At 68.2% G+C, this 16,911-nt stretch carries 11 protein-coding genes and 1 pseudogene; 6 read left to right on the top strand and 6 right to left on the bottom strand.

Annotation, left to right across the window (positions count from 1 at the left end; all coding sequences use genetic code 11):
* Positions 1–89 precede the first annotated feature (89 nt).
* Positions 90–1,772 carry an ABC transporter substrate-binding protein gene (locus OG736_RS46275; protein ID WP_327188182.1) on the bottom strand — a complete coding sequence of 561 codons (1,683 nt, stop codon included), beginning with the start codon at positions 1,770–1,772 and terminating at the stop codon, positions 90–92.
* A 74-nt stretch (positions 1,773–1,846) separates the two neighbouring features.
* The gene (locus tag OG736_RS46270; RefSeq protein WP_327188329.1) at positions 1,847–2,839 is read right to left on the bottom strand and encodes a LacI family DNA-binding transcriptional regulator; all 993 of its coding nucleotides are present in this window, start codon (positions 2,837–2,839) and stop codon (positions 1,847–1,849) included.
* A 226-nt stretch (positions 2,840–3,065) separates the two neighbouring features.
* Here OG736_RS46270 and OG736_RS46265 point away from each other — a divergent pair, with 226 nt between their 5' ends.
* A complete protein-coding gene (locus tag OG736_RS46265; protein ID WP_327188181.1) occupies positions 3,066–4,058 on the top strand; it encodes a carbohydrate kinase family protein in 993 nt (330 codons plus the stop codon).
* Between the two features lie 466 nt (positions 4,059–4,524).
* Here OG736_RS46265 and OG736_RS46260 read toward each other — a convergent pair whose 3' ends face one another.
* Complete coding sequence (locus OG736_RS46260; protein ID WP_327188180.1) at positions 4,525–7,533, bottom strand: SpoIIE family protein phosphatase; 3,009 nt, start codon at positions 7,531–7,533, stop codon at positions 4,525–4,527.
* Between the two features lie 170 nt (positions 7,534–7,703).
* On the opposite strand from OG736_RS46260, the pseudogene OG736_RS46255 reads away from it, so the two are divergent.
* Positions 7,704–8,141 (top strand): annotated as a pseudogene (locus OG736_RS46255) (transposase); the annotation flags it as partial.
* Between the two features lie 76 nt (positions 8,142–8,217).
* Here OG736_RS46255 and OG736_RS46250 read toward each other — a convergent pair.
* Together OG736_RS46250 and OG736_RS46245 are read right to left on the bottom strand one after the other, a co-directional pair.
* On the bottom strand, positions 8,218–8,751 hold the full coding sequence (locus tag OG736_RS46250) for a hypothetical protein (RefSeq protein WP_327188179.1): 534 nt from the start codon (positions 8,749–8,751) through the stop codon (positions 8,218–8,220).
* Positions 8,752–9,056: 305 nt separating this feature from the next.
* On the bottom strand, positions 9,057–9,620 hold the full coding sequence (locus tag OG736_RS46245) for a 3'-5' exonuclease (protein ID WP_327188178.1): 564 nt from the start codon (positions 9,618–9,620) through the stop codon (positions 9,057–9,059).
* Between the two features lie 351 nt (positions 9,621–9,971).
* Here OG736_RS46245 and OG736_RS46240 point away from each other — a divergent pair, with 351 nt between their 5' ends.
* The 4 genes from OG736_RS46240 (at position 9,972) to OG736_RS46225 (ending at position 13,446) form a co-directional block, all read left to right on the top strand.
* The gene (locus OG736_RS46240; RefSeq protein ID WP_121413644.1) at positions 9,972–10,169 is read left to right on the top strand and encodes a hypothetical protein; all 198 of its coding nucleotides are present in this window, start codon (positions 9,972–9,974) and stop codon (positions 10,167–10,169) included.
* 522 nt (positions 10,170–10,691) lie between these two features.
* Positions 10,692–12,029, top strand: a complete 1,338-nt coding sequence (locus OG736_RS46235; RefSeq protein ID WP_327188177.1) for an MFS transporter — start codon at positions 10,692–10,694, stop codon at positions 12,027–12,029.
* Complete coding sequence (locus OG736_RS46230; protein WP_327188176.1) at positions 12,026–12,919, top strand: tetratricopeptide repeat protein; 894 nt, start codon at positions 12,026–12,028, stop codon at positions 12,917–12,919. Before OG736_RS46235 ends, OG736_RS46230 begins: the two co-directional genes overlap by 4 nt.
* Positions 12,916–13,446: a hypothetical protein gene (locus OG736_RS46225; protein WP_327188175.1), complete on the top strand. Its 531-nt coding sequence runs from the start codon at positions 12,916–12,918 to the stop codon at positions 13,444–13,446. The genes OG736_RS46230 and OG736_RS46225 overlap by 4 nt, the downstream gene beginning before the upstream one ends.
* A gap of 322 nt (positions 13,447–13,768) precedes the next feature.
* On the opposite strand, the gene OG736_RS46220 is transcribed toward OG736_RS46225, so the two are convergent.
* On the bottom strand, positions 13,769–16,396 hold the full coding sequence (locus OG736_RS46220; RefSeq protein WP_442817225.1) for a LuxR C-terminal-related transcriptional regulator: 2,628 nt from the start codon (positions 16,394–16,396) through the stop codon (positions 13,769–13,771).
* Between the last annotated feature and the right edge of the window lie 515 nt (positions 16,397–16,911).

Raw genomic sequence — 16,911 nt, 5'->3', positions numbered from 1 at the left:
TGCTCCCTGTCGGTGGGGGGTGAACGTGTGTGGCGGTGCGCGGGGGCGGCCGTCCGGGGAGGAGGGCGGCCGCCGGTCCGCGGGCGGCGTCAGCTCTTGACGGGCTTCAGCGACGTGAGCACGAGGACCGTGCTGCCGTTGCGGTTGCCGAGGGTGGCGTACGGGTTTTCTTCGGTGGGCCAGCCGGTGAAGCGGGCGTCCGTGTACGCGCCCCACTCGGGGCCGGTGAACAGCGGGACGACGGGCGCGTCCTTGTTGTACAACTCCTGCAGACCGTTCATCTGCTCGCGCTGCGTCTTTACGTCCGTGGCGGCGGCGAAGGCGTCGATGAGTTCGTCGGCCTTCTTGTCGCCGAAGCGGTGGTAGTTCTCCGTGGCCTGCTTGCCGACCGGCTGCACCATCTTGGCCGACATCACGCCGCGGAAGTACTCGTACGGGGTGGCGCCGTTGTTGCTCCACACGATGCCGGTGTCGAACGTGCCGGTGTTGTACGAGGACGAGACCGCCGACCAGTCGGGCGTCTTCACGGTGGCGGTGATGCCGACCTTCGCCAGGTCCTGCTTGATGATGTTGGCGACCGAGATCCAGTCGGAGGAGGCCGAGCCGACGGAGATGTCGAGCGTGAAGTTCTTGCCGTTCTTCAGCTTCCGCTTGCCGCCGTTCTCCTTGTAGCCGGCCGCGTCGAGGGCCTTGGCCGCCGCGTCGGTGTCGTACTTCGTCCAGGTGCAGGAGGCGGCCAGCGACGTGTCACGCCACTTGTCGTAGGTGTGGGCCAGGCCTGTGCAGTCGGCGGGTTCGGCGTAGCCGTTCATCGCGACCTTGGTGATCTGGTCACGGTCGACGGCCATGCTGAGCGCCTTGCGCACGGCCGGATCGTTGAACGGCGCCTTGGTGGTGTTCAACTGCCAGTTGATCATGGCACCGGTGGCCGGGAACCAGTAGTGGTTGTGCTTCTTGTCCTTGGCGACGAAGGACTTCTCGATGTCCGGGATGAACGACTGCGTCCAGTCCACCTCGCCGTTGGTGAAGGCGATGTTGGCGCTGTCGTTGCCGGAGAAGGCAAGCATCTGGATGCCGGCGATCTGCTGCTTCGCGGGCTGCCAGTAGTCGGGGTTCTTACGCAGCTCGTACGACTGGCTCTGGAACTTCTCGATCTTGGTGTACGGGCCGGTGCCGACCGGGTCCGGGTTGGTGAACTTCGCCGGGTCCTTCACCTTGGACCAGATGTGCTTCGGCAGGATGTAGTGGCCGCTGATCTCGTAGAAGGCGGTCGAGAACGCCTTGTCGAAGGAGAACTTCACCGTGTGGGCGTCGACCGCGGCGACCTTGTCGAGGTAGTCGAAGCCGCCGAGCACCTTCTTCTGGAGCTCGAAGGTGTAGACGACGTCGTCGGCGGTGAGCGGCTTGCCGTCCGACCACTTGACGCCGTCACGCAGTGTGAAGGTGAGGGACTTGCCGTCCTTGGCCTGCTCCCACTTGGTGGCCAGCCACGGTGTGTCCTTGGAGTCCGCCATGCTGTGCACCGCCAGCGGCTCGTAGACCGCCTGGAGGGTCATGGGGGCGGCCTGCGGGGACAGCGGGTTGAAGTTGCGCGTGAACGTCGCCAGATCCTCGCGCGGAATGGTGAGCAGCTGGTTGCCGGAGGTGTCACCGGCGCCGGAGGTGCCCGAGCCACCCGTACAGGCGGACAGGACCAGGGCTGCGGCGGCGGTCGCGGTGACCGCTCTCAGGACGGCTCGGGGCCGCCGTGAAGGTATGCGGGAGGGTGCCATAATGGAGACTCTTTTCCTCTCTTCAACACACAGGGCGAAGACGGGATGGGATTCCTCGGCGGACTGATTAGCGGTCAGACCGACGAGCGTTCGAGCAGCGGGCAGTCGATCGTCACCTGATGGGTGTCGAGCGGCTGCCCCGCTGCGAGAGCGGCGAGCATGTCGATGCCCTTGGTGCCCATGGCCTCGAAGGGCAGGGCGAGCGTCGTCAGCTTCGGCCGCAGATAGGCGGCGATGAGTTCCTGGTTGTCGAACCCCACCACGGCCACGTCGTGCGGGATGCGCAGCCCACGTTCCTTGATCGCGTCGTACGCGCCCATCGCCATCCGGTCGTTTCCGCAGAACAGCGCGGTCGGCCGGTCGCCGGCCGGACGGTCAAGCAGTTCGCAGGCGGCGGTATAGGCGCTGTCGGCGGTCGCCCAGCCGGGGAGAACGAGGGAGGGGTCGGGGGTGATCGCGGCCTCGCGCAGGGCACGTTCGTATCCCTCGCGCCTGCCGATGGCGGCCGGGATCGCCGGATCGAGGTTGATGAACCCGATGCGGGTGTGACCGGCGTCCAGGAGCCGTCGGGTCGCCTTGTAACCGCCCGACACCTCGTCGGGCAGGATGCACGGCAACTCCCCTTCCTCGTCGTAACAGTTGACGAGCACCGTCGGCACCTCCCGGGCGGCCTTGGGGAGTGTGACGGCGCGGTGCCAGGTCGTGGCGTACAGGAGCCCCTCCACGCGGTGCTCCAGCATCTGGTCGAGCGCGGCGGCCTCCTGGGCGGGATCGCCCTCGCTCGCGGCGATCAGCAGGAGCCTCCGGTCACCCCAGGCGCGGCTCTGCGCGCCCGTGATCACCTCCCCCGCGAACGGGCCGGTCACGATCTCGGTGATCAGCCCGAACCACCCGCTGCGGTTCGCGGCCAGCGCCCGCGCCCCGGCGTTGGGCCGGTAGCCGAGCTCGTCGATCGCCTCCAGGATCCGCCGCCGGGTTTCCTCGGGGATGGCGGCGCCGGGCTTGTCGTTGAGGACGAAGGAGACGGTGGTCCGCGAGACACCCGCGTGGAGCGCCACATCGCTCATGGTCACGCGATGCGTCTTGTTCGTGGCCACTTCCAGTCCCTTTCGGCCAGCCGGAGGCGAGACACGCCTCCGGTTTCGCGCTTTAATAACGCGCGTTACTTCCTTGTGGCAGGGAAGTTACGTCCGTCTTGAGCGGCATGTCAATACCTGTGCAAGGGCTGCATCAGGCCACCGCCCCGGTGTCCTTCGCGACCCGCGCTCTTCCTGAGAGAGGCAGACAGTCACCATGGCCCGACCCCAGGCCCCCGTCAGCGTCACCGTCCTCGGCGAGTGTGTCGCCGACGCCTTCACCGACCCCGCCCGGTCCAGCTCCGGTGAACTCGCGCTGCGCGCCCTACCCGGTGGCGGCCCCGCCAACACCGCCGTCGCCCTCGCCCGGCTCGGTACCCGGACTCGTTTCCTCGGGCGGTTCTCCCACGACGTCTTCGGCGCCCTCTTCCGTGCCCGCCTCAGTGCCTCCGGCGTCGACCTGACCGGCAGCGTGACCGCCGCCACCGAGCCAAGCACCCTCGCCGTCGCCGACCTCGACGACTCCGGCCAGGCCACCTACACGTTCTATGCCGCCAGCGCCGCCGACTGGCAGTGGACCGACGACGAACTCGCCGGCGCCCGGCTGGACGATGCAGCCTGCCTGCACACCGGCTCCCTGGCGCTGATACAGCAGCCCGGCGGCAGCCGCATCGAGGACAATCTCGCCAGGGCGCGCGAGCACGTCACCGTGTCCATCGACCCCAACGTCCGGCCCCTGCTCGTACCGCCCTCCGTCTACCGCGAACGGCTTCCCCGCTGGTGCGCCCTCGCCGACATCCTTCGCCTCAGCGAGGACGATCTCGCGTTGCTGCTTCCCGGTGCCGACCCCGAGGAGGCGTGTGACACCTGGCACGCCGCCGGCGCGCGCCTGGTCGTGATCACTCTCGGCGGGCGTGGAGCCCTCGCCTCCCTCGACGGCCACCGCGTCACCGTCCCGGCCCCGGCCGTGGACGTCGTCGACACCGTCGGCGCTGGGGACTCCTTCACCGCGGGCCTGCTCCACCGCCTCGCCGCCCTCGGACACCTCGGCGGCCGTCTCGACCGGCTGAACCTCGAAGACCTCACCGACGCCTGCACCTTCGCCGCCCGCGTCGCCGCCCTGACCTGCTCAGTCTCCGGCGCGAACCCGCCCTGGCTGGACGAAGCGGCGCTGGAGGTCGGCGTGGAACGGCTCCTGCCGCATGCCTGAACGTGGCATACCCGTTCCCGCAGACAGGACCGCGGGGAACGGGCGTCGAATTCAAACGGCCGGCACCCCGTACACACTGTTGCCATGACGTCGTCATGGTTGCGGGGGACCCGAGCGGTGCTTGAGATCAGGTGCGGCTCTCGGTGAGGCCTGCCGGCTCGGCCTGGATGCGGTCGGCCTCCCGAAGCCGCCAGCCGTCACACCGACAGTGACCGGGCATGGGAACATCCCCACCTGCCGGCGGTCCGCAACCTGAGCAGTTGGACGAGACCCTCTTCGACCGCCCTGGCGTCCTGACCACATGGACCACGGGGCAGCACACGAGAGGACCGAGTGATCGCTCAGGGCAGTTTCCTGGTGGGACCAAGCCCTGCTGTCGGATCCCGCACTGACCGGCACACCCCAACGGCTCACACGTCATCGCGGCCAGCGAGTCCGTCCGCCACGGTGACCCCGGCAGCGCATTTCACTGCTGGCAGTCGGTCGGCAGGGCCTGCTCTGTCCAGATGCACTTGCCGGTGGATGTGTAACGGGCGCCCCAGCGCTGGGAGAGGGCCGCGACCAGTTGGAGTCCTCGCCCGCCCTCGTCGGTGAAGGAGGCCCGGCGGATCCGGGGGGTGGTGAGACTGCCGTCGGACACCTCGAGGATGAGGGTTCGGCTGCGCAGCATTCGCAGTTGGACAGGGCCTTTGGCGTGTCGGACGACATTGCCCATGAGCTCGCTGACCAGTAGTTCTGTCGTCATGGACAGATCCTCAAGACCCCACGTGGCGAGTTGCTCCCTGGCCAGGCCGCGTGCCTGGCGTGCGGCTGTGGGGTCCTCGGACAGTGGCCACGAAGCGATGTTTTCGGATGCCAGCGTGCGGGTCCGGGCGATCAGCAGGGCGGTGTCGTCATCGGTGTGCTGCTGCTCGGGAACGAGAGTCTCGGTGAGGGTGTCGCACAGCCGGTCGAGCTCATCGGTGCCCCTGCGGGGGCTGTTGCAGGCCGTGGCGAGGGCATCGGCGAGACGGACTGCGCCCCGGTCGATGTCGCGGCCGGCGGATTCGATCAGTCCGTCGGTGTAGAGGACGAGCAGACTGCCGTCCGGCAGGCAGGTCTCGACGGTCTCGAAGGGCGGGGTGGCGGCCCCCAGGGGCGGATCGGGAGCACTGTCGAGGAACCGGACCGAGCCGTCGGGATGAACCATGGCAGGTGGTGGGTGGCCTGCGCGGGCGAAGGCGCAGATACCGCTGGTGGGATCGTAGACCGCGTACAGGCAGGTGACGTAGAAGTCGTCTCCGAGGCCGCTGACCAGGTCATTGAGGTGGGTCAGGAGCTCGGCGGGATCCAGGTCGAGGTCTGCCAGGGTGTGCACGGCAGTGCGCAGCCGTCCCATGGTGGCAGCCTCGGCCAGGCCGTGGCCCATCACGTCGCCGATCACCAGGGCCACTCGGTCTGAGGACAGCGGGATGACGTCGTACCAGTCGCCGCCGACCTCGAGGCCTTCGGTCGCCGGCAGGTAGCGGGCGGCGGTGGCGACCCCGGGGACGCGGGGCAGTACGCGGGGCAGGAGGCCGCGCTGCAGCTCCTGGGCGCGGGTGTGCTCCGTGTCGTACAGGCGCGCGCGCTCAATTGCCTGGGAGAGCAGCCCGCTGACGGCGGTCAGCAGGACCTTTTCCTCGTCGGTGAAGCGGTGCGGACGGTCGAATGCGATGACGCAGACACCGACCAATCGCCCAGAGGCGATCAGTGGCAGAAAGGCCCATGCCTGGTCTTGTATCAGGGACAGGAGTTCGGCCAGCGAGGGATAGCGCGCGAGGAACTCGTCCACGGAGCCGATGAAGAGCGGGTTTTGGGTGCTGATCACTTCCGGAACCGGGTAACGTCCGGTCAGCGGCACATTGTCGATGAGGTCCAGAGCTTCCTGCGGATAGCCCACGGTCCCGGCCACCCGGAGCCGCCGGCCTTCGGGAACCAGAACATTCAGGGCGTAAGCGCCGAACAGCGGCAGCACTCGGTCAGCGGTGGCGCTCACGACCTCCTGCGAGGTGACCGCCTTCGCCAGAGCGCTGGTCAACTCCGTGATCCGGGCGGCCTGCTCAGCGGCTGCCCGCTCTGCGGTGACCCGCTCTTCGCGCCGCATCCGCTGTTCGGTGATATCGGCGCCGTAGACCATCAACCCGTCGGGCATCGGCACCAGCCGCATGTGGTACCAGCGTTCATCGGTAGGCCAGCGCAAGTCGAAGCCGGTCGGAGTGCCCTCGCCCGCGGCCCTGCGAAACCGGGTTTCCAGACGGGGAAGGACGCTGCCGGGCACCACGTCCCAGAGCACCCGGCCGAGTGCCTTGCGAGAGACACCGAGGAGACGCTCCGCTTCGACGTTGACGAAGGTGATCCGCCAGTCGGCGTCCAGAGCGAAGAACCCGTCGCTCATATACCGCAGCGCCCGACCGACCGAGTCCTGGGTGGCACGGGTCTGCGTGGTGTCCCGCACCGTGCCCACCATGCGGACCGGCTCCCCGCCCCGGTCCAGCACCACCCGCCCGCGGGCCTGTACCCAGCCGTACGTTCCATCCGGACGGCAGACCCGGTATTCGACGTCGTACAGACTGTGACTGCGGATCACCTCCTCCGTCTCCGCCAGGACCCGGGGCAGGTCTTCCGGGTGGACGACCGACATCCAGGACTCGATCCGCCTCGGGGGGCGGTCCGGGCCGATGCCCACAACTGTCAGCCCCGCCTCGTCCCAGTTCACCTCCCCTGTTCTGATCTCCCACTCCCAGGAACCCGCCTTGGTTGCCTTGAGCGCCTGCTGGACGCGGGATTCGGAGGGCTCCTGCTCCCCCCAGGTGAGGTCCAGTGGGCGCGGGGCCGAGGACAGCTCGAGGTGCTCCGCGGTCCACCGGGCCACTGCGGTGAGGAAGGCGCACTGCTCCGGTCCGGGCGGGCCGGACGACATCGTCAGTACGGACAGCACGCCCAGTGGTGCGTCGGGGCCGGGTAGGGGAACGGATGCCATCCCCGTGATGGACGGGATGGGCGAGTGCGCAGCTTCGCCTTCTCCCAGGGGCTGCCACACAAAGCGATTGCCATGGGCGGACAGGGCCGCCGCCGCCGGAGCGTCCTGTGTCAGGTTCTCCCACTGCTGGGCAAAGGCTGTGACCAGGCCGTTGACGGACACCAGATGCAGCCCCCGGCCGCTCGGGCCACGCAGATGCGCCAAGCCGCCCAGTCCTCCGAGGCTAGCCACTGCGTGCTGAAGGGCGAGCCGCAGCAGCTCTGCATCACTCAGACCTTCACTCATGGCGTCGAGGAGGCCCAATCTGAGCGCTTCCGGCCGGTCCGGAGCGCTGTGTGGACCGAGGCAGGAAGAAGCTGAGGCCGCCGAGCCGGACGCCTGCAGGCTCTCTTCGGCATGTGGTCCCTTTCGATCCACAGCCATTGGATCACCTGCCGATCCGCGATGCCCGCGCCGAGGATGCGCCCCGACCATGGAACAAATATAGGCGGGGCTGCCCAGATGCCGCATGAATGGGCGGAGTGGCCCAAAGGGATGCGGTGATCGCTGCTTCCCCTTGATGTTGGACACCTGGAGCGTGCGGGATTCCGCAGCATCACCGGAACCATGGACGTAACCCTCTACGCGCCGACTCCGGCTCGAACGCCCTGCCGAAGTCGGCACAGCCCGGGGCGACGAAGGCGATGCAGGAGATCTACAACGCCGAGGACCGCGCCCACGCCGAGAAGGCGATCGAGGCGTTCGCGCGCACCTACGGCGCCAAGTTCCCCAAGGCCGTCGCGAAGATCACCGACGACGCGGACGAGCTGCTGGCGTTCTACGACTTCCCGGCCGAGCACTGGATCCACCTGCGCACCACGAACCCCATCGAGTCCACGTTCTCCACCGTCAAGCTCCGCACCAGGGTCACCCGCGGCGCCGGCAGCCCTGTGGCGGCGCTCGCCATGGTGTTCAAGCTCGTCGAATCGGCCCAGGCCCGCTGGCGCGCGATCACCGGCGCCCACCTGTTCTCGCTCGTCCGCGCGGGCGCGAAGTTCGAAAACGGCATCCTCGTCGAGCGCCAGCAGACCGCTGTCGCCTGACCGCACCTCACACGGCCCGGCTGGCTCCCGTCGTCGCCGTGAGTCGTGGTGATCTTCAAGGCGGGGGCCGATGCCATCAGGACTGCAGCGTTGCTTTGCGCAGGGAGCGCTCGTACTGCGGACGCGAGAAGACGAAGTCGCCCATGGCGCTCAGATCCCAGTCGCGGCAATTGTTTCGAAATGCCGACCAGGTCACCGTCTGAGGCGTCACGGTGATTCTGGCCATCAGCGCCCAGCATTCGTCGATGCCGCACGTGCACCCCAGCAGCATGGTCTCGCCTTCTTCCCCGCCCCACGGCAGGGTCCTCGGCGAGCCGAGGAAGTGTTGGCTGGGCCAGCCGAAGGCCGACGACAAAGACATGTAGTCGCCGGCGAGCAGTGGAGCGGAGCCCGGAGAAAATTCTCCGGCCCTCTCCGTCTGCTCAGCCTCCGCATACGGCAGCTCGGCCATCCGCACCAGTTCCACAAACCGGATATCGTCTACCAAGATGTCCATAACCGGCGTGGCGCATCCCGCAAGCCGGGCAGCGGGGTGGGGAACGAGTTGAAATTCGATCGACCGCATCCGCATGGCGCCAGAATACAGATGCGTCACGCGCGCGATCGACATGTACATCACGGATAGTCGCCATATGCGACGCGGCCATGGACCATAGCCGCGGTCGGGGTTCACACCGAGCCCCGCTGCCGCCTGTGAACCGGATCAGCCTCGGGTCTCCGCAGATCGCGACTGATCCACAGGATTTGACAATTGCCCCCAGATCCAAGCCCATAACCGCAGCCTATATCCGCCCCTCAAAGGCCGCCGGATCCTTCCGCCTGCGGCAGCCCGTTCCGCCCAAAGCAGGCACTGTCACTGTCTTCAGCAAGAGCCCTACAGCGGCAGTCTGTCGGTCTTCCCCGACGGTGCAGCGCTCAGATCCCGGGCCACGCGTCCTGGTTGACGAGGGCAAGCACCAGTGAGGCGATGTTCCAGGCGTCGTCGTCACCTCGGTGATGACGGCCTTCCAGAGGCAGCCCGGTCAGGCGCAGGGCTTGGGCCATCCCTGGACGCTTGCGCAGCTTGTGAGCTTCGGTGAAGGCCGTCTTGACGTTGGTGTGTCGCTTCCCGAAAGGGTAGATGGTGCCAGTGGCCTGGCATTGGCGGCTGAACTGGTGACGGTCGTAGTCGCCCCAGCTGGCCCACGGGCGAGCCCCTGCCTGGTGCTCAGCCGCCAAGAGCCGACACGCTTCAGCGAATCCGACGCCTGTGTCCACCTCCGCTTGGGTCAGTCCGGTCAACTCGGTGCAGAAGTCGCTGACGAAGGACCGCGCCGGCCGTACAAGAACCCGATGCCGGGCGACCCGTTCACCCGCGCGCAGGTCGACGACGGTCAGCCCTATCTCGATGATCTCGCTGACTGCCCCGCACGGCGGTGCGCCGTCCCAGCATGTCGCTTCGACATCGACGACGTTCAGCAGCTGCTCGACAGTGTCCACATGATCGAGGGTAGAAAGAGATTCACTCACTGAGTAGCGAATTTTGCCTGCCGTCCCCTGCTACTGCTCCACCGGCGACCACTGGCCACGCTGGGCGCGGCAGGCGGCAGGCGGCAGGCGGCAGGCGGCAGGCGGCAGGCGGCAGGCGGCAGGCGGCAGGCGGCAGGCGGCAGGCGGCAGGCGGCAGGCGGCAGGCGGCAGGCGGCAGGCAAAAGACCATCGCCGGGGTGCCCTGAGCCTTGCAAGGAAGTACCGATTACTCACCCGAGGTCGTTGTGCGCCCGCATACGTTTCAGGCACCTGAGTCGCCGCGCGCCCGCGGGGACCACTGGACATGAAACAGGAGACGCCATGAAGGACGTTGCCGAGGTCGGGATCATCTGGGCCACCAGGACGGGCAGCTACAACCACAACGAGATCGTCGTGCCCGTCGACCTTGACGCCAGGGTGAACGCGAGCGTCGAGCTGGGCTTCGTCCCCGCGGACACCACGTTCGCCGTCAGCGGGGTCGGCTGGTCGAACCACAACGAGATCCTCATTTCCGACTGACCCTGTCAGCGCGCATGGGGGGCGTCCTCGGTCCGCTTTCGCAATGGCGGATCCGGCCGGGGCACCCTCCATGTCCACTGATGCGGATCGACGGGTTTGGGCGGTAGGGGTGGAACCGGCCAGCTGGTGACGGCCGCTACGTGTGGTTCCTCCCATGGCAATCACGCGGGTCGCGCAGCTGACCGGTCTGGGCGTGGTGGGAATCCCGGAGTTCCAGGCGTCCCGGCCGAACGGGCGGACATCGTCGCGGCATTCGGCCGCCCAGCACGCAGCTGTGCGCTCGGCCCAGCACACCGAAAGGCCCGTGGCTGTGCCCGCCTCGACGTGCGCTTCGCCCGGCGTCGGAGCCGCGACGACCTGGAGGACGCGGTGTTGGAACGTGGCTTCACCACTGTCCAGTGTTTCCCCTCAAGTGCCCACTCCGTCTACCTGTACGACAAGATCCACCCCGACACCGGTCCGCTGGTCGCGCAGACAGCGGCTGCCGGCGACGGCACGTGGGACCGATAGGGAGCCCCGGCCGTGCCGACATCCGAAACGATCCGCGATCGTGCCCGTGCCCGGCTCCGGTCCGCCCCCCACGCGGAAAGGACTCGCCGTCTTCCCTCGGCGGCGCGGATCGTGGTGGGCGGGGAACTGCTGTCCAGCATCGGGACGGGGACCACCGTCCCGTTTCTGCTCGTCTATCTGGACGAGGTGTGTCGCACCCCGGACGGCGTCGTCGGCCTGCTGCTCGTCGCACGGGCCCTCGTGGCGCTGGCCGGTGCCACCCTCGGGGGCGTCCTGTGTGACCGGATCGGGCCGAAAGCGGTCGTCGTCGCGGCCCTGGCCGTGACTGCGGTGTGCTCGGTGGGGATGGCCACCTCCGCCAGTCCGCTGCCGGGCGGCGCGGCGATGCTCGCCCACACTGTCGCCTTCACCGTCCTGGCCCCGGCCCTGGACGCGATGCTGGCCCAGGCGGCACCGGGCCCCGTCCGCCAGGCGGCATTCGCCTGGCGCAACACGGCCGTCAACCTCGGGGGTGCTCTGGGCGCCGCAGCCGCCTCGGTCACGCTCGTCGTGCTGGGCACCGGCAGCGGACTGACGATGCTCTACGTCCTGGACGCTCTCTCCTTCGCCGGATTCGCCCTGCTTCTCGCCCTGCGGGTCGCCTCCTTTGCCCGACCCGCGGCCCCGCAGGGGAAGGAGCCGGCTGGGCCCCGGGCTGTGGGGCCGGGCGGCGGGTACGCCACGGCGGTGGCAGACCCGGTCCTGCGTCGGATATGCCTTTTGGTGGGCTTCACTGTCGCCGCCGGGTTCGCCCAGCTTCAGATCGGCCTCCCCGCCCTGGCTACTGCCGACGGCACGCAGGCCGCACTGGGCTGGATGTTCGCCGCGTTCATGGTCACCAGCGCGGTCCTGCAGATCCCCGTCGAGCGACGACTGCCAGGAAGGAGCCGGGCCAGTGTCCTGGCTGCGGCGCTCACGTGCATGGCCCTCGCCTGGACCGTCATCGCCGTCTCCCACCACCCCTCGCCGGTGATCCTCGCCGTCGCGGCGGCCATTTTTGCCGTGGGCGGCACGCTGTTCAGCCCCGTGCCGCCCACTCTGGTCAACGACATCGCTCCATCCGCGTTGCTCGGCCGCTACAACGGCGCCCACATGCTCGCCTGGACCGGCGGCTTCACCGTCGGCGCCGCCGCCACCAGCACCCTGCTCGCCGCCGGCGCTCTCCGCGCTCTCTTCCCCGTCTGCGCCGCCGCCCTGGCACTGACCGCGGGTTTCCTGTGGCATCGCAGACGTCGCTACCTGCCCGTACCGCTCATGCGCATCCCGGTCGCTACGCCGCAGCAGCCCCTGCCGAAGGACTCAGCATCATGACCCCGCTCCGACAGACCGAGCCCGCCGAAGCCTCCCTGCGGGCAGCCGTCGCCCACCATCGCCACGATCCCGCCGGGCGTCTGGGTGCCCAGCTCGCCCTGGCCCGCCTCTGGCGTGAGCGCGGGGACTACCGACGCGCCGGTGTCTTGCTGGCGCTGACGCTCAACGCCGCCGAACACACCTACGGCCCCGACTCCCCGGATGTCGCCGAGGTGTGCAACGAGTGGGGCGTACTGGGTAAGTACGCCGGGCACTTCGACCGGTCGCAGGCCCTCTATCTGCGGGCTCTGGCCATCTGCGAGAACACCTACGACAGTGACCACGACACTGTCGCGACCCTGTGCCACAACCTGGGCGGCCTGGCCCACGCCCGCGGCGCCCACCACGAGGGCGAGCCGTGGGCCGCCCGTTCGGTGAGCATCCGCACCCGTCTGCACGGTCCCGACCACCTGCTCGTCGCGGCCGACCGGGCCGCCTGGGCCGCTCTCCTGGACGGCTGCGGCCGCCCCGGTGATGCGGAAATCCAACTGCGCGCCGCTCTCACCGTCTTCCAGCGCGTCCACGGCGCCGAGCACTACGAGATCGCCGTCACCACACACAACCTCGCCGCCATCCAGCACCGCCGAGGCCACCACACCGCCGCTATCAACGGCTACACCCGAGCTCTCGCCATCAAGGCACGCCTCCTCGGCGGCTCCCACCCCGACCTCGCCACCACCCTGGTCAACCTGGCCACCGCACACCGTCAGCGCGGCGACCACGATCAGGCGGCCCCGCACTACGCCCGAGCCATCGCCATCCTCACTCCCCACGTCACCCCCGATCACCCCACCCTGTCAGCTGCCCGGCGAGGGCTTTCTTTGTCCGGTACGGAAGGTTCGTATGCATGAACCGCCTGTATGAACGTACGACCAAGCGGCGTACGGCATCTCAGCTCGACGCAGCGCTGCGGACCGAGGTGACCGCGCACGCCGAGGCTCACCAACTCGGCGACGTCCTCGGCGCAGCAGTGAACTTGCACGAGACCTGGAGCGTGCGACTGCACAAGCCGGGACTGCTGTCACGGCTCACCGGCCCTGCAGATCCGGACACCGAGCACCGCACGGTCGTTGTCATCACGCCCCGGTACGTCCTCGTGGCTGTGGAAGGGAAGAAACGCGGCGTCCATGTCCACTCTGCGCGGCTGGACGGCATCAGTCTCAGCGAGTCGTCCGAACTTCAGCGGTTGGCCCGCGGGAACTCCACATCGGCCGGGCGATTGAGCAGGCTGCTTCCCGACGACTTCGGGATGAGCGTCACCGCACTGTGGTCGGGTGCACCAGAGGCGGCTTCGTTCTACATAGGAGTCAGCGACGACTCGGCAGGCCATGCACTCCTCGACGAACTCCACGCGGCGGTCACCCGGGCGAAAAAGTAGCTGAGTGCGAGACGTGAGGCCCTCTCGGCAGCGTGGAACAACCACGGGCACTGTAGGCGGTGGCGTGGGCCAGGCGGCCCCGCTCGGGAAGCCTGGCGGCGCAATTGGGATGAACGCAGCGCCAAAGCGTTGCACTCATCGCAGATCGGGAGCTGCTGGGTGCCGGTTGCGACACAGCAGGCGTCACCCAACTGCTGGACGGTCTTCCGGTGCAGATTCTCGGCCGTCTCAGTTCCGGAGAAGCCATAGGTCCGACATGGGGCCGCCGTTCCACCTGAAGAACAAGACGTTCCCGTTTGACTGGCGGAATAGTTGCAGTAGGTCACACTCCAGGTGATTTTTGTTGGCGGCCCGCTTCGTATTCAAGGGCTTTTGCGAGGTCGGCCCGGGTGCGTACGCCGAGTTTGAGATAAATGTGCTGGAGGTGGTTGTCGACGGTTCGGACGGAAAGCGTGAGGTGTTCGGAAATCGTTTTGCTGGAATTCCCGGCGGCGGCCATCAGGGCGATCTCTTGTTCGCGTTTGGTCAGGCGGACGGAGGGGGCGCCGAGCGTGGACAGGAGCGGGGTCCGGGCGTCTTCGCACTGGGCCGCGAGGGCTGCGGCCCGAGTGGCGTCGGCGGTGGCTTTGCGGGGGTCGCCCTGGTGGGTCCAGGCGCCGGCTGATGCGGCTGATGCTTCAGCGGCGAGGATGGGCGAGCCCATCTGCTGGAAAGCGTGTGAGCACTCCATGAGGCGGCCTGGGTCGTTGTCGGCGAGTGCGGTGGCAAACCGTGCGCGGGTGTGGGTGAGGGCTCCGTCGCACTGGGTCGCGAGTTCGGTGAGGCGGTGCTGGACGCTCACGGCGTCACCGAGGCGTGCGATGTCGGTGAGCAGAAGGACCTCGGACAGGGTGTGGCCGGTGCGACGAGCGTCGTCGGCCGCGGTGCGCAGGACGTCGCGGGCGCGGCTGAGCTTGCCCTGGGCGGCGTGCAGCCAGGCAGTGCCGAGAGTCTCCTCGCCGGCCATGAACCCGCTCGGTGCGTGTTGTTCGAGTTGCGGGAGCAGGGACTCGGCCGTGTCGATGTCGCCGGCCAGTGCCGCGCAGGCGATCAAACCCGATACGTAGAGCCTGGTGGTCCTGGTGTGCTGGTGCGTACGCGCGATGGCGGCGGCTTCCGCATACCAGCGGCGGGCACTGGAGGGGCGCCCGGCCAGCCACTCCGTTCGCGCGATGAAGTAGGCGAGCCACTGGCGGCCGAGGGGGGAGGGCGAATCATGAAGCGTGTCGAAAGCGCTCAGGCAGGTCTCGCGGGCCTCACCGATCAGACCGGCCTCCGAGAGCGCCAGCACGAGCGGCGCCAGTTGGATCGCGGGATGCGGCAGAAGCGTTCCTCCACCGATTGCCTGGTGCATGGTGTGCCCGTGCTCGGCCAGCGCCCTGGCCTGTGCCACGCGGCCGACAGCGGCCAGGCCCAGAGATTTGCTGGTCGCCGCCAGCAGCCAGATGTCAGGGCTCTCCTGATGTGGGGCTCCGGGGAGGCTGTCGAGCAGTTGGAGCCCGGCCTTGGGCAGCCCGGAGACAGCCTGGAAGGCTCCTTCCAAGTAATGCAGCTGTTGCTTCGCCATCCGGCTTCGCAGCACTGTGCGGGCCTCGGCGCACACGGAGAGTGCTTGGTCGAGTCGCGGGCTGGACCAGAACAGGTTCATGCTCCGGGCGGTTACTGCGGTGATCTTCTCCTGATCGTCGCGGGCGTGGGCGTCGGCGTCGGCGAGGACCGCTTCGGCGCGTTCCAGGCGGCCGGTGTACGTCAGCACTCTGCCCAGCAGGATCCGGGTCTCCAGGGTGTGCTGGTCCGGTTTGATCGCGGTGAGCAGCTGGATGACCTGTTCGCTGTCGTTGGCGTTCATGGCGATGGCGGCGGCCTGGGCCAGGAGGGCGGGGTCGGCGGTGCCGATGGCCGCCAGTCGCCAGGAGGCGACCTGCAGGGCGTCGTCGCGGCGTCTGAGTCCGTGGGTTTCGAGACGCTCGGCCAGACGAAGACCAAGGTCGTAGCGCTGGAGGGGTGAGATACCGGCGGCTATGACCTCGCTGTACAGGGGGTGGGACAGCGCGACGGTGATTCTTCGGCCGTTCGGGGTGACCCGGATGATGCCCGAGCTCTCGACTTCGGCCAGGTGAGCGCGGTCGATGAGAGATGCGGCGTCGGTCACGGACAGGGGGCCGCAGAGGGCAAGGGCTTGCAGGAGCGGGAGCGCCGCGGGCGGCGCCGCCGCGATCTTGGCGGTGATCAGGTCGTTGAGGTGAGGGGTGACGGCGAGCCAGTGATCGGGGATCTCCCAGACTTCGCCGTTGAGGCTGAGGGTGCCTGCTTCGACGGCTCCCAGGACGAGTTCCTTCAGGAAAAGGACGTTTCCACCGCTTGCGGTGTACAGGGCGTGCAGGGTGCGGTGGCCGACGAGGCCGCCGAGGACGCGCTGGACGAGTGTCTCGACCTGGGTGCGGTCCATGTGGGACAGGTCGATGCGGCGGACGCGGTCCCCGCGTCGAAGCAGGGTCTCGACAGCGTCATTGACTGGTTCACCGGTGCGGGCGGTGCCGACCAGGACGATGACCTGGGAGTCCAGGAGCTGGCCGAGCAGAACGGCTGATGAGCTGTCCAGATGGTGCATGTCGTCGACGAAGACCACGGTGGGCTTGCCTGGCTCTGCGGCCATGGTCCGGGCGACGGCTCGGAAGCCGCTGACCGGGTCTGCCAGGTCGACGTCCGGGGGCAGCAGGTGGGCGATCGCGCTGAGGGGTACCTGCCCGGCAGCCTTGCCTGCTACGGCCCTCGCAGTGCGTCGTCCGCTCTGGGCGGTTGCCAGTTCCAGAAACTCATCAGCCAGGCGGGTCTTACCCACTCCCGCCGGCCCGCAGATCATCCAGCCCCGGGTGTGTCCGTCGGACAGGTCCCGGGCGAAGGAATCCATGAATGGCTGTCGCCCGATGAGCGGCCATCTGTCTGCCCAGCCCTGCATTCGACTGCTCCCTCAAGGGGCGACCGGTCAGACAAATGCTACCGGACCGCATGAGCAGCATGGTGATCGAGGGGCGGGAGATTCGACATCGTAAGCCTCGACATCGCCTTCACACCGGCAGCGGAGCTTCGCCTGGTGTGCTACTGCCAGCGGCTGTTCCAAAGCATCACATGGAACACGATGTCTATAAGCTGAGCAGGTCCCGCCCTTGCCGTTTTGCCAGGCCTGACTGGGCTTGTGTGGGCGTCAACTTCTCCAGACCCGCAGAATGGCTGACGGCCCAGGACTCCGTCGTGCCGACTCGGAACAACCAGTTTGACGCCGAAGCAGACGGGAGCGGCACGGGTTGCGGGACAGTGTCATTTGAGTCCGGCATGACGAAGTCTGCCGGACATGTGGGCGGCGGGATACAGGCGAGGGCGGGCCGAGAAGAACGAGGGTGACGCCCTCGTCTCAGCCCAGCCGCC

Origin of the sequence: Streptomyces sp. NBC_01334 (genome assembly GCF_035983595.1) — a bacterium.
In the GTDB taxonomy this organism is placed as follows: domain Bacteria; phylum Actinomycetota; class Actinomycetes; order Streptomycetales; family Streptomycetaceae; genus Streptomyces; species Streptomyces coriariae.
Note: the sequence above shows the minus strand (reverse complement) of the source record. Positions and strands in the feature narration are given on the sequence as shown.

Coding starts and splice junctions, on each gene's coding strand:
- OG736_RS46275 (WP_327188182.1), bottom strand. CDS start 1,772: ATGGCACCCTCCCGCATACCTTCACGGCGGCCCCGAGCCGTCCTGAGA.
- OG736_RS46270 (WP_327188329.1), bottom strand. CDS start 2,839: ATGAGCGATGTGGCGCTCCACGCGGGTGTCTCGCGGACCACCGTCTCC.
- OG736_RS46265 (WP_327188181.1), top strand. CDS start 3,066: ATGGCCCGACCCCAGGCCCCCGTCAGCGTCACCGTCCTCGGCGAGTGT.
- OG736_RS46260 (WP_327188180.1), bottom strand. CDS start 7,533: ATGGTCGGGGCGCATCCTCGGCGCGGGCATCGCGGATCGGCAGGTGAT.
- OG736_RS46250 (WP_327188179.1), bottom strand. CDS start 8,751: ATGTCGATCGCGCGCGTGACGCATCTGTATTCTGGCGCCATGCGGATG.
- OG736_RS46240 (WP_121413644.1), top strand. CDS start 9,972: ATGAAGGACGTTGCCGAGGTCGGGATCATCTGGGCCACCAGGACGGGC.
- OG736_RS46230 (WP_327188176.1), top strand. CDS start 12,026: ATGACCCCGCTCCGACAGACCGAGCCCGCCGAAGCCTCCCTGCGGGCA.
- OG736_RS46225 (WP_327188175.1), top strand. CDS start 12,916: ATGAACCGCCTGTATGAACGTACGACCAAGCGGCGTACGGCATCTCAG.
- OG736_RS46220 (WP_442817225.1), bottom strand. CDS start 16,396: ATGGATTCCTTCGCCCGGGACCTGTCCGACGGACACACCCGGGGCTGG.